The 12302-nt window shown below is 37.6% G+C and carries 11 protein-coding genes; 3 read left to right on the forward strand and 8 right to left on the reverse strand.

The features are described from left to right. Positions 1-128 precede the first annotated feature (128 nt). The 6 genes from M9892_09945 to M9892_09970 all read right to left on the reverse strand — a co-directional run bounded on the left by M9892_09945 (position 129) and on the right by M9892_09970 (position 7358). On the reverse strand, positions 129-1070 hold the full coding sequence (locus tag M9892_09945; GenBank protein MCO5254671.1) for a YfiM family protein: 942 nt from the start codon (positions 1068-1070) through the stop codon (positions 129-131). Further along, positions 1063-2466: a phosphoglucomutase/phosphomannomutase family protein gene (locus M9892_09950; GenBank protein ID MCO5254672.1), complete on the reverse strand. Its 1404-nt coding sequence runs from the start codon at positions 2464-2466 to the stop codon at positions 1063-1065. Before M9892_09950 ends, M9892_09945 begins: the two co-directional genes overlap by 8 nt. A gap of 15 nt (positions 2467-2481) precedes the next feature. Further along, a complete protein-coding gene (locus M9892_09955) occupies positions 2482-3600 on the reverse strand; it encodes a hypothetical protein (protein ID MCO5254673.1) in 1119 nt (372 codons plus the stop codon). Then, positions 3600-4829 carry an acyl-CoA dehydrogenase family protein gene (locus M9892_09960; GenBank protein MCO5254674.1) on the reverse strand — a complete coding sequence of 410 codons (1230 nt, stop codon included), beginning with the start codon at positions 4827-4829 and terminating at the stop codon, positions 3600-3602. The genes M9892_09955 and M9892_09960 overlap by 1 nt, the downstream gene beginning before the upstream one ends. Positions 4830-5078: 249 nt before the next feature. After that, positions 5079-6782: a M3 family oligoendopeptidase gene (locus M9892_09965; GenBank protein MCO5254675.1), complete on the reverse strand. Its 1704-nt coding sequence runs from the start codon at positions 6780-6782 to the stop codon at positions 5079-5081. Between the two features lie 12 nt (positions 6783-6794). After that, a complete protein-coding gene (locus M9892_09970; protein ID MCO5254676.1) occupies positions 6795-7358 on the reverse strand; it encodes a DUF5606 domain-containing protein in 564 nt (187 codons plus the stop codon). Between the two features lie 187 nt (positions 7359-7545). Here M9892_09970 and trxA point away from each other — a divergent pair, with 187 nt between their 5' ends. Both trxA and M9892_09980 read left to right on the forward strand, forming a co-directional pair. Further along, positions 7546-7863 (forward strand): thioredoxin, encoded by a 318-nt coding sequence (gene trxA, locus M9892_09975; GenBank protein ID MCO5254677.1) that lies wholly within the window; start codon positions 7546-7548, stop codon positions 7861-7863. Between the two features lie 14 nt (positions 7864-7877). After that, positions 7878-8783: a DUF58 domain-containing protein gene (locus M9892_09980; protein MCO5254678.1), complete on the forward strand. Its 906-nt coding sequence runs from the start codon at positions 7878-7880 to the stop codon at positions 8781-8783. A gap of 73 nt (positions 8784-8856) precedes the next feature. On the opposite strand, the gene rpsA is transcribed toward M9892_09980, so the two are convergent. Continuing rightward, the gene (gene rpsA, locus M9892_09985; protein ID MCO5254679.1) at positions 8857-10893 is read right to left on the reverse strand and encodes a 30S ribosomal protein S1; all 2037 of its coding nucleotides are present in this window, start codon (positions 10891-10893) and stop codon (positions 8857-8859) included. Between the two features lie 311 nt (positions 10894-11204). On the opposite strand from rpsA, the gene M9892_09990 reads away from it, so the two are divergent. Next, positions 11205-11474 (forward strand): hypothetical protein, encoded by a 270-nt coding sequence (locus M9892_09990; GenBank protein ID MCO5254680.1) that lies wholly within the window; start codon positions 11205-11207, stop codon positions 11472-11474. Here the strand turns inward: M9892_09990 and M9892_09995 are convergent. After that, entirely contained in the window at positions 11471-12301 is an 831-nt protein-coding gene (locus tag M9892_09995; protein ID MCO5254681.1) for a hypothetical protein, read from the reverse strand. The genes M9892_09990 and M9892_09995 overlap by 4 nt on opposite strands. Between the last annotated feature and the right edge of the window lies 1 nt (position 12302).

Below are 12302 nucleotides of genomic sequence, written 5' to 3' on the forward strand. Positions count from 1 at the left end.
ATAGAATGTTAACATATTGTCAAGTTTCCTATCTTTTACTATAAACTATCACCCATTAAAAGATGCGCAATTTTTTGTGAGCGGACTCACTATGTATCGATTCTTACTCGACACAATAACAATAACCTCTAAAACTTCAAGTAGTGTCCTTGTATTCTGTGGTTTAGTGTATTATATTCTAATGCGGGGAATGGAAATTTGAAACAATTGAGTGCAGTAAGCACTATTTTGCCCCATTGGTTTTTAGGTTTGATGAGTTTCACCCAATCCAAACCTGCGGATAAATAGAATTGTCTATAGCGCGGGATATGGCTATAGTCGTAGTGAATGCCTGTTTTAGAGTCTGTCCATTTATTGCCATACCCGCCAATCATTCCATTAGCTCCATACCCTAGTTCAAGATTCAGCCATTCAGGTAGATATTTACTTTGAACACCTGTTAAAGAAGCCATGTTGAAACTCAACCAATAAGATTGACCGTTGTAGTCTTTAAGAAATTCCTGAAAGAATCCATTTCCCAATAGATTCGGACGCAATGGCGCATAATCGGTGGGAGTGTATGACCACTTCATGATGATTTTTTGCTCACCCCATTTACGTGCTTGTGTATAGGCTAAGGTAGAACCAATCATGTTCGCTGTAAGGTCTGAAACAGATGCGCCCCAATAGGCTGAAAATCCATCCATGACTTCGATGGCAGTTTGAAATGTAAAACCAAGAATAAGTCCGTTCAAGGCAGCTCGTTTGTTGTTGTATCCGACCATTAAACCGGCTTGGTGCCCCATAACTGTCAGGTAGTAAGCAGAAAAACAATGTCCGAACTTATCCATTTGCAACCATTCTTTGCTGTCGTCAAAAAAATGAAATTGTCCCATGGGATAATTGCGATACCATTGTGAGTATAAAAGTGTGTGTGTAGCTACTCCTATACCAATTTCGCTAAATACTAAGGTGCGTTTTTTGATTTTGAGTAAAGAAGTTGAGTCTGAAGAGTCAGCAAAAACAGTGTGGTTAATCCCGGCAATGATTAAAGATAGAATACAAGCGTATTTTTCAATTTTGTTAAGCATGAATAGCAGTTTTGACTGCATCTAAAATTTGGTAAGCCTTTTCGCTGGTTACAGACTCGGCATATACCCTTAAAACAGGTTCTGTGCCGGATGCTCTTATCATAACCCATTCATCATTGGCTAAGTGAAATTTATACCCATCTATATCTTCAGTTCTTAATACTTTGTATTTTCCAAATTGAGTGTATTTACCGGTTTGGCAGGATGAAATAATTTCTTGTTTTAGTTCATTACTGATTCTCAAATCATAGCGCTCGACCGCAAAAGCGCCCACGATGGAGTATATTTCATCTACAAGTTCTTCAATATTTTTACCTGTCTCTGCCATATAAGATAATAATACAAGCCCCATCCAAATACCATCACGCTCGGGAATATGTCCTTTGATGGCAATGCCACCTGACTCCTCTGCGCCAATTAGTACATCATCTTCTACCATGTGTTTGCAAATATATTTGAAACCGATTTTGGTGGTAATGGTTGTCAAACCAAGCTTTTGGGCTAATATATCTACTTTGGAAGAAACGCTAAAACTCTTGACCACTTTTCCACTTAACTGTTTATATTTCACCAGATAATGAATGATAAGTAGAATCAGGTGGTGGGAGTCTATAAACCTGCCTTTTGAGTCAAAAAAGCCAATTCTGTCTGCATCTCCGTCTGTTGCCAAGCCATAGTGAAGCTTAGGTGTTTTGGCAATTAAGTCGGATAATTCTTGTAAATTTTTAAGTATAGGTTCCGGAGCAAAATCCTTAAATCCGGGATTGTGTTCGCAGTGCAAAAATGTTGCATTGGGCAGAATATGTCTTACCAAGTTCTGACCGGCTCCAAACATAGCATCATATACCAATTTGTCCGAGACCTTCAGTATTTTATCCAAGTCAAAACTTGCTTTTACATGTTCGGTATAGATTTTCTCTAAATCAACAAATTCAACCTGTTTGGAAGCTATGAACGTGGCTAATTCCGGCAAGTTTCGGTTTGGAAGGTCGGGTACAAGTTTCTCCACTTCACTAATTTCTTCAGGTAGTACAGGTCCTCCGTACGAAGCTTTGAGTTTATATCCGTTGTATGATGGCGGATTATGGCTTGCAGTAATGATTATACCTGCGTCTGTTTTTAATTTTACGTTGGCAAGTGAAATCATTGGGGTACTCACAAATCCGGTTGATATATACACTGTAATGCCATTGTTTGCAAGGCATCTGGCGGTATATTCGGCAAACATTTTGCCTCCGAATCTGCAATCGTAGCCCACAGTAACTTTTGGGCTTTGATATTTAGTTTTTAACCACAGAGCAGTTGCATGTGCAACGCGCAAAACATTGTCCACGATGTAAGCGTCTCCAATGATTTCTCTCCATCCGTCTGTTCCGAATTTAATCTGATATGTCATCTGTTATTGCTTGTCTTAATTGGGTTGTGAATATTTCACAAATCGAGTGAGTTGTGACCAAGAGAATTCTCGCATTGCTTGATAATACAATGGAGCATCTTCCGGACCAATAAATGTTCTATTGATTTTAACTAATTGAAAGTCAAACTGCTTTTCTAATAAAATATCTTCAATGGACTTTAAACCTATATTAAACTTGAGAATCCTTAAATCCACTATACTGATAGGGTTGAGTTTCTTATTGTTTACATAAATGATGATTGTACGTGGTGTCATGATGATATTATCACCGTATTTTTCCCATACTTCGTCCACTTCAATACGCGTAACTGCAAACTCAGAACGGTATCTTTTGAAATCAAAATATTTGTCAGCACCAAGCTCGAAAAATATTTCAAGGTTTTCTGATAGAAGTTTTTCAAATCCTTCAAAGAGCTGCATGCCGACACCGTATTTGTCTATTGGTTTTTTGTCAATGCTATAAATTATTTCTTTGATAGGTTTAAGTGTGATTTGAGTCTCATTCTTTTTGTCGGGGTCAGTCGCTTGGGCATGTATTTTTACACCCATATCAATATTCTTTTCAAAATTTTCAGAACCAAACTGCACGACCGAAAACAAATAGCGTCTGCTGTATAATGCAGCCATGTAAGTTACAAATGCAGAGCCGTTAGCATTTGTTTTTATAAATTCTTTATAGAGATAAGGAGCAGCCTCTTCCATGTCAATATACCCGTATGATATACGTCCATTGGGGCTTTCATTCATGAATGAGAGTCCGGCTATATAAAATAAAAATTTGTTACGGGTTGATTTCCATAATTCATTGATAAAAATGTATTTTGTTTTTGTGAACTCAGTTTTAGTGCTTGATTCAATGCTTTGCAGGGCATCGGCTGAAATTTTAATGGTTTTTTTGGGTGAATCCCAGAGCGTGATTTTTTCTTGTAAAATGAGTGCATAAATCACTTCCGGCATTTGTCCTGCAAGGTTGAAACCCATTGTGTCAGGTTGGTTGTCTGCAGAAACTACGAGCAATACCGGCACATCCGTATAGGTGTTTTTTGCTTGTAAATTGTCTGCAAAGCAAATTAATAGGGCAAAGAAACAGTATGCAAAAATTTTTTTAAGCATCAGATAAATGCGTTCTCTCCGGTAATTTCCTTGCCTAAAATCAGAAGATGTACATCATGTGTACCTTCATAAGTAATAACACTTTCTAAGTTCATCATGTGTCGCATCATGGGATATTCTCCTGTTATTCCCATTGCACCATGAACTTGTCGTGCTTCTCTGGCAATGTTGAGTGCCATTTCTACATTATTGCGTTTTGCCATAGATATTTGTGCAGAACTTGCTTTGCCTTCATTCATCAGTGTACCCAGGCGCCAAACCAATAACTGTGCTTTTGTAATTTCTGTAATCATTTCAGCCAGTTTCTTTTGCTGGAGTTGAAAACCTGCAATGGGTTTGCCAAACTGTTTTCTTTCTTGCGCATACCGCAAAGCAGAATCATAACAATCCATTGCAGCACCAATAACTCCCCAACTTATTCCATATCTTGCAGAGTCCAAGCAGGTTAATGGTCCTCGTAATCCTTGTACATTAGGTAGGAGATTTTCTTTAGGTACTTTTACATTACTAAAAATTAATTCACCTGTGGCACTGGTTCGCAAACTCCACTTGTTGTGTGTTTCTGGTGTTGAGAAACCCTCCATACCTCTTTCTACGATTAATCCTCTAATGATACCGATCTCGTCTTTTGCCCATACAACCGCTATGTCTGCAAAGGGTGCGTTGGAAATCCACATTTTTGCTCCGTTGAGCAAGTAGTGGTCGCCCATGTCTTTAATGTTTGTAACCATACCGCCTGGGTTAGAGCCATGGTCGGGCTCTGTTAATCCAAAGCAACCCATCAACTCGCCTTGAGCAAGCTTGGGCAGATATTTGTTTTTTTGCTGTTCAGAACCAAATTTAAAAATTGGGTACATTACCAATGAACCTTGTACAGAAGCGGTAGAACGTATACCTGAATCGCAACGCTCAAGTTCTTGCATAATAATGCCGTAGGTGATATAATCCATCCCTCCACAGCCGTACTCTGCCGGCAGTTGAGGTCCAAATGCTCCAACTTCTGCTAAACCTTTGATGAGTTGATGTGGGAAAACTGCGGATTGAGCAGAGGATTCAATGACGGGTGAAACTTCTTTTTTTATCCAAGTTCTGACCGCATCTCTTATCAATAAATGTTCCTCTGTGAGTAGCGCATCTATATTATAGAAATCGTGAGCTTGAAAGCGGTCTTTACCTTGGTTTTGCTCCTTAATTTTCTCGAAATCAATAGGGTTTGTATTGGCTGCCATAAGGCGCGAATTTAGAATAATTTTCGAATCCTTTGCAATTGCTCTCATGTTGAAAATAGGGCAAAGCTGCAAGCGAAATTCAATTTATAATCAGAAATGAAAGTTGTATTTTGCGCAGTTACCTTACTGTGGGTATTGAATTGTATCTATCGAACCGAAGCGGATGCATAAGCAAGTCATATCTAAATACACAAATTAGGTCTTTGTGGTCATGATTTACAAAGAGAAACCTATGTGCAAATCATGAGTTTATAGTTCTGCCCACACGAACTCAAAAAGTTGTTGAATATATCTTTCGGAACATCCGAACTCAACACCTGCAAGAGCATAAATTTCTGGAATGGGCTTGGTGTATCCTGCTTTGAGCGCTGTTTTGTAGTCTTCTATTCCTTTATTTTTTTCAGCTTTATAGTTTTTCCATACACCTATGGCACCTAATTGGGCAAAACCATACTCAATATAATAAAACGGAATTTCGAATATATGCAGTTGGGCGTGCCATGTGAATTTTTTGAATTTTTCAACTCCTGTATAATCAATCAAGCCGGTTTCAAATCGATCTGAAATTTTATTCCATGCAGCCATTCTTTCTTCTTTGCTGTGCATAGGGTTTTCATATATCCAATGTTGAAAAGCATCAACGGTTGCAATCCAAGGAAGTGTGAAAATAATGCCTTCTAATTGTTCTCGCATAGCCCGTTTGTGGTCATCAGCATTGGGATAGAACTCATCCCAAACCTCCATGCTAAGCAGTTCCATGCTCATCGAAGCAAGCTCTGCCACTTCTGATGGAGTTTCTTTGAACCCTTCTAAGCTTAAGTCTCTTGTCAGAAATGAATGAATGGCATGTCCGCCTTCGTGTACCATTGTTTCTACATCGCGATGAAGGGATGCCGCGTTCATGAAAATAAATGGAACACCTGTTTCTGCTAATGGATAGTTATATCCTCCGGGTGCTTTGCCCTTTCTGCTTTCCAAATCCAGATGTTTCATGGCTTTCATAGTGGAAATGCAGTCAGAGAAAAATGGATCTATGCGATTAAATCCCGCAATCGTTTTATTCAATAAATCTTCTCCATCATCAAAAGGGTGCAGTTTGGGTTTGTTGTCGGCATCTACAGAGGTGTCCCAAGGTTTTAGGACAGCAAGCCCCAACTTTTCTTTGCGTTGTTTATGTAATTTCTTTTTGAGTGGTACTACTACCTTCTCTATCGCATGGTGAAAATCAAAACAATCTTTAACAGTATAGTCAAAACGATTGAGTTCCTTGAATTTATAATCTCTGTAATTCTTAAAACCCGCATTTAATGCAACTTGATGTCTAAGTGAAATCATTTCTGAGAAAATATCATCCAGTTTCTCGTGTTTGCTGTATCTTTCCTCTTGAATGGCTGTGTAAACTTTTTCGCGAACATCACGGTTATTGTCTTTCAAAAAAGCAGCCGCTTGTTGCAGAGTCATTTTTTTACCTTCCCATTCAACTTCCATTTGTCCATTGATGGCACTGTATTCCTGTGCCAGAGTTTGAATTTTGGTGTTGAGTGCAATATTCTCTTCTCGATAAAGTTCAATGGCAGTTTTTATCTGTCTGAAATACAGCATATAAGCCTTGTCAGACTGTTCTAATTCTTGTAAATAGGGAGATTCTGCTAATTTTTTATTCAATTTATCTTCAAAAGGTGCAAGATGCGGTTGTATGTTTGTTACAAATTCAAGATAAGATTCCTCGAAAGTTTTATTAGCAGTATCACAAGTCATGTGAATATACCTCCAAGCCAGGTCTTCACTTACGGCACTTTGTAATTCGCTGACTTTTTTAAGCCATGATTCAAATTCAGCTTTGGTGTGAAAGTCTTCGGATAATAGTTTTTGATAATGAGGTTGTAGCCCTTCCCAATTTTCGATTTTATAATCTGTGGGGAGGAAAATGCGCGGGTGCTTTCTTAAATTCATGAATGAACCTTGTTACTGCGCTTTTCTTGGGGTTGAAATTGATTTGGCAGCCTTGCTTTTTGTATTGGCTTTAGGAGCTGCTTGTTTTATCTGAGCTTTGGGCGCTTTTTTTGTATCTTTTTTTGTTTCTTTTTTCTCGCTTGTTGCAGTGTTAGCGTCTTCTGCTTTTTCTTCATCTTTGTTAGCCAATTTTTCGAAGTCAAGTTGACTTTTAAGAATATTCCACCAGCCCACAAGTTTTTTCATGTCAGATACATAAACGCGTTCTTTGTCATATTTTGGCACAATTGCTTCCAAAAAGGCTTTAAGGATATTGTCGTCTGATTTTTTGTCAGGGATACTCAAGCCGGCTGCGGTCTGCTTCTTTATTTCAAGCAATACCTCAGAAAGGCGGACTTCTTCTGTTTCAGTAAAAATAGCGACATCACTTAAAACAGATATTTTTTGAGTAGGAGAGGTGGCAATTTTTTTAGCGGAACCGTCTAATGATTCTACAATAAGTCCATTTTTTCGCTGACCAATAACTTTGTAAAGTCCGGGTGCACCAGCAATAGCTACAACATCTTTTAATTCCATGTTTTTATAATCTTTTGAGTGTTCAAAAATAGGTTATTTGTATAGAATGAAAAACTGTATCAATTGAACTTATTAACGAAATACCAATTATTGGCACTATGTCAGCAAAAGTTCAATTTTGGCAGCAATATCTTTTTGGCAATTAATTTGGTGTTAATTTGCCAACATCAAAATACAATAAAATATTATGGCATTAACATTTAATGATTCAAACTTTCAAAATGAAGTTCTAAATTCAGACAAACCCGTATTAGTAGATTTTTGGGCAGAGTGGTGTGGACCATGTCGCATGATTGCACCTGTTGTTGAAGAATTATCTTCAGAATATTCAGGCAAAGCAGTAATTGGTAAATTAAACGTGGACGAGAACCCCGGTATTGCCGGTCAGTTTGGTATAAGAAGTATTCCTACACTTTTGGTTTTCAAAGGTGGTCAGGTTGTTGATAAACTTGTAGGTGCTCTGCCTAAAAGTCATATCGCTGCCAAAATTGACGCACATCTGTAAGCCTATTTTTTTATATGCTTAGGGAAACTGCACACAGATTTTCCTCGCTTGATTTTTTTGCTCGTGAAACAGTAGAGGGGTTTATTACGGGGATGCACAAGAGTCCATTTCATGGATTTAGTGTAGAGTTTGCTGAGCATAGAGCATACAATCAGGGAGATAGTATTCGTAATATTGACTGGAAATTATTTGCACGTACCGATAATTTGTTTGTCAAACGATTTGAAGAGGAGACTAATTTGCGTTCGCATTTAATTCTTGACACCTCCGCTTCTATGCATTATCCCTCTGGTCTAAACAATAAATTAGAGTTTGCGCTTAAATCAGCTGCTGTGCTGAGTTATTTACTTAAAAAACAAAGAGATGCTTTTGGTTTAACGTGCTTTTCCGACAAAATAAACTATCAGAGTGCGATCAGATCTTCCACAGGACATTATCAGGAAGTCATTACACGTCTTGAAGGGGAACGCAATATTGCCAGCCAATCAACGCAAACCGATATTGTTTCAATGTTGCACTTAATAGCGGAAAAAATTCACAGAAGAAGTCTGGTAATTCTTTTTTCAGATTTATTTGATTCTGCCATTTTTGAAGATGCACATGCATTATTTGACGCTTTCAATCATCTTAAATTCAAAAAGCACGAAGTGATTGTTTTTCATATTGTTTCCGGTAAAGAAGAAATACAATTTAGTTTTCCTTCCGGTCCGCACAAGTTTGTTGATAAGGAAACTGGCGAAGAACTCAAAATAAATACAGATGAGGTAAGAGACGATTATATCAGCCGTATTAAATCATTTAATCAGGTTGTGAAAACAAAATCCTTGCAATATGGTATTGATTATATTGAAGCTGATATAGATAAGGGGTTTGAACAGATATTGTTGCCTTTTTTACTCAAACGGCAGAAACTAAATTAACCATACCCGTGTTAACAAAAAAGCCGTCCTGAAGACTCAGGACGGCTTTTTTTATATTGAATATTACTTGGGATTATCCGATAAGAGCTTTAGCCTCTTCAATCCATTTTTCCCAGTTAGACCAGCTTGTGATATTGTCTTTTTCTTCAATCTTGTTTACATCGGCTTCTGTCAATGCAGCAAGCTTTGCATAAGAATCAATACCGGCAGCAACTAATCTTTTCTCGAAAGCAGGTCCCACTCCGCTCAGTTGTTTTAAGTCATCTGCTTTTGCCTTTTTAGCTTTAGCAGGTGCTTTAGCAGCTGTGGTTTCAGTTTCTTCAACTTTGGCTTTCACTGTTTTAGCAGACTTATTCTCTTCCTTCTTCTCAGTTTTGCTAAACAATGCTTTTAAGTCGTCAAAGTCTCCAAGTTCACCCAAAGTGGTTCTTTCGTTGGCTTGATTAATTTGTTTTACAGTCTTAGATGTGTTCTTAGCTTGTTTCTCCTTCTTTTTGTTCTCTACCTCTTTCTTCTCTTCTTCCTGAACTTTCCAAATTACTGTATGAGAAAGAATAATCGTCTTAGCATCTTTATTAAACTCAATAACTTCTGCTTCAATGGTTTGTTCTTCCTTCACGGGGGTATTATCTTGGGTAGCTAAATGGCGTTTAGGAATAAAGCCTTCAATTCCATAAGACAACTGAACTGTAGCACCTTTGTCATTTAGGTCAACAATGGTTGCCTCATGACGTGTTCCTACAACGAAAATTGATTCAAAAGCATCCCATGGATTTTCTTCTAATTGTTTGTGTCCAAGCGAAAGTCTTCTGTTTTCAGCATCAATTTCCAGAACTATCACATCTAATTTTTCGTCCTTCTTAATAAACTCCGCGGGGTGTTTGATTTTCTTTGTCCAAGAAAGATCGGACACGTGAACCAATCCGTCAACACCTTCCTCAAGTTCCACAAACAATCCGTAACTTGTTAAATTCTTAACAATGCCTTTATGTTTGCTTCCAATAGGATATTTCTGTTGGATTGTTTGCCAAGGGTCGGGAGTTAATTGTTTGATACCTAAAGAAATTTTTCTTTCTTCTTTTTCAAATGTTAATACAACAGCCTCGATTTCATCTCCAACTTTAAGGAAATCAGAAGGGTTTCTCAAGTGTTGTGACCAACTCATTTCTGAAACGTGGATAAGTCCTTCTACACCGGGCTTAATCTCAAGGAATGCACCATAGTCAGCCACAGTAACAATTTTGCCCGTAACTTTTGAACCCACTTTGATGCTGTCATCTAAAGAATCCCAAGGATGTTCGCTAAGTTGCTTCATACCAAGAGAGATTCTCTTTTTCTCGTCATCAAAGTCAAGAACTACTACGTTTACTTTTTGGTCTAAATGCAAAACTTCTTCCGGGTGATTGATTCTTCCCCAAGAAATATCGGTAATGTGAAGCAAACCGTCAACTCCTCCAAGGTCAATAAATACACCAAAAGAAGTCATGTTTTTAACAACTCCTTCCAATACCTGACCTTTTTCCAGACTTGATAATATTTCAAATTTTTGAGCTTCAATATCGTCTTCAATCAGTGCCTTATGTGAAATTACAACATTTCTAAAAATTTCATTTACTTTCACAACTTTGAATTCCATTTCTTTTCCTACAAACTGGTCGTAGTCACGAATGGGTTTTGTGTCAATTTGTGAACCGGGTAAGAATGCATCAATTCCCATTACATCCACCACAAGTCCACCTTTGGTTCTGGATGTAACAAGCCCTTTAAGAACTTGATCTGCTTCCATAGCTTTGCAGATTTCAATCCAAGAATTTTCTTGGAGCGCACGCTTTCTTGAAAGGATAAGCTGACCGCTTGCGTCTTCTGTTTGTTCAACATAGACTTTTACTTTGTCGCCAATTTTAAGTTCAGGCATGTCTCTGAATTCATTTTTTGAAACAATACCGTCTGATTTAAAACCTACATCTAAAACAACCTCTTTGTCGGTGATTGATACCACTTTTCCTTCAATAATTTCTTTTGGTGTAAGCGTTACAATACTCTTAGTGTAGAGTTGTTCCATTGATTCATGTTCGGATTTTGAATAGTTTCCGAAACCGGCTCTGTCCATTGTCCAATCAAATTCATCCGGATTGTGCACTTTCTGTGTCAATTCGGGTTGAGTCTTAGCAGCTTTTGTGCTTTTTGATGACTCTTCTGCGTTTAAATTTTTTTCTACTGTCAAATTATAGTTCCTCCTTTTGGGGGCGGCAAAATTAGTGTTTTAGTAATTAAAAACAAATAGAGAAATTCTTTTTAATATCTTTGTTTTTCAACTTTTTGATATAGCGTTAAACTGTGTAAGAATTGACGGCATTATTCGCTTCGTGTTGAAATATTGTGACTTTGATACTTTTTAAATATTCCTATATTTGCCCCGTTTTGAAAAAGGTTTTTTATCTTTACTATGGTTTTATTTTTTGTTTTGCCCTAGTAGGCTTAAGTTCTTGTCAATCTGCAGCAAGTTGTGGCAATGAAGTTGTTGTGGTCAAAGCTCCAAATAGTGGTAGAGGCAATACTACAAGTTGTGGGAATCAAGTGCACAAGGCAAGAAAGAAAAACCGATTAAACAAAAAAGACAGAGGGTTATTTGGAAAAGAAGGAAATCCTTATAGTTCCAGAAAAATCAGAGGAACGGGGGGGAAGTTTTAATACATACTCTTAAAATATTCTTTTCTGCCTAAGGTCAGTTTGATATAGCGATCACAGTTGTCATTTCCAAAAGCATTGTAATCAACAAACCATTCTTCTGTACCGAATTGAAGTTTTTGTTGTCCTTCTTTGAACATACCGGAGCAGGACTTTGAATAGGAGTAGATAAGTGGTTTTGTTATTTCAGAATGAAACTCGGATTGCAATGTCCCTTCTGCATTTCCTGTCAATATCAATGTGTTTCCCCATAAATTGTTTGTTGTATCGCTTTCAAAGACTATGCTGCCTTTAAAATTCATATTGCCTTGATGAGTCTCACTCTTATATTGCATTTGAGAGAAGTTGATTAGCCATTCCTTTGCCAGCAATCTTTTAAATTGAACTGAGCCCGACAGATGTCTCATTGACTGATGGTTGTATCCGGAAAGAAAATCAACAGAGTCCAATGTGCTGATAGTGCCCTCTAAAGTATTGCTGCTTATGGGGTTGTCTGCAATTAAATGTAATGCTCCATTGCGTAGTTTCTTATCCCAACCGTAAAGATACTTTTCACTGAATGGGTTGTAATATTGGAAGTAAAGTATTGCCTCTATTCCGTTTCCGTCAGAAAAGAGCGAGTCAATCCATACGATTTGTAAACTCTCGGCAAAAGCACTTGTCTGAGTAATAGAATCAATATTTGAAATTACATCGTAAGCAATGGTAAATAAGCTTACTGCATGATCTTGAAATTCAATTACCTCAACAGCTTTGTCCATTGTGCTCTCGTCACTTTTTTTACAAGCCATGAATAGAACAAGAAATGCAAGTAGTATGAGATGTTTCATT

This window comes from Bacteroidota bacterium (assembly GCA_023957335.1).
In the GTDB taxonomy this organism is placed as follows: domain Bacteria; phylum Bacteroidota; class Bacteroidia; order NS11-12g; family UBA955; genus JALOAG01.

Coding starts and splice junctions, on each gene's coding strand:
- M9892_09945 (MCO5254671.1), bottom strand. CDS start 1,070: ATGCTTAACAAAATTGAAAAATACGCTTGTATTCTATCTTTAATCATT.
- M9892_09950 (MCO5254672.1), bottom strand. CDS start 2,466: ATGACATATCAGATTAAATTCGGAACAGACGGATGGAGAGAAATCATT.
- M9892_09955 (MCO5254673.1), bottom strand. CDS start 3,600: ATGCTTAAAAAAATTTTTGCATACTGTTTCTTTGCCCTATTAATTTGC.
- M9892_09960 (MCO5254674.1), bottom strand. CDS start 4,829: ATGGCAGCCAATACAAACCCTATTGATTTCGAGAAAATTAAGGAGCAA.
- M9892_09965 (MCO5254675.1), bottom strand. CDS start 6,782: ATGAATTTAAGAAAGCACCCGCGCATTTTCCTCCCCACAGATTATAAA.
- M9892_09970 (MCO5254676.1), bottom strand. CDS start 7,358: ATGGAATTAAAAGATGTTGTAGCTATTGCTGGTGCACCCGGACTTTAC.
- trxA (MCO5254677.1), top strand. CDS start 7,546: ATGGCATTAACATTTAATGATTCAAACTTTCAAAATGAAGTTCTAAAT.
- M9892_09980 (MCO5254678.1), top strand. CDS start 7,878: ATGCTTAGGGAAACTGCACACAGATTTTCCTCGCTTGATTTTTTTGCT.
- rpsA (MCO5254679.1), bottom strand. CDS start 10,893: ATGGACAGAGCCGGTTTCGGAAACTATTCAAAATCCGAACATGAATCA.
- M9892_09995 (MCO5254681.1), bottom strand. CDS start 12,301: ATGAAACATCTCATACTACTTGCATTTCTTGTTCTATTCATGGCTTGT.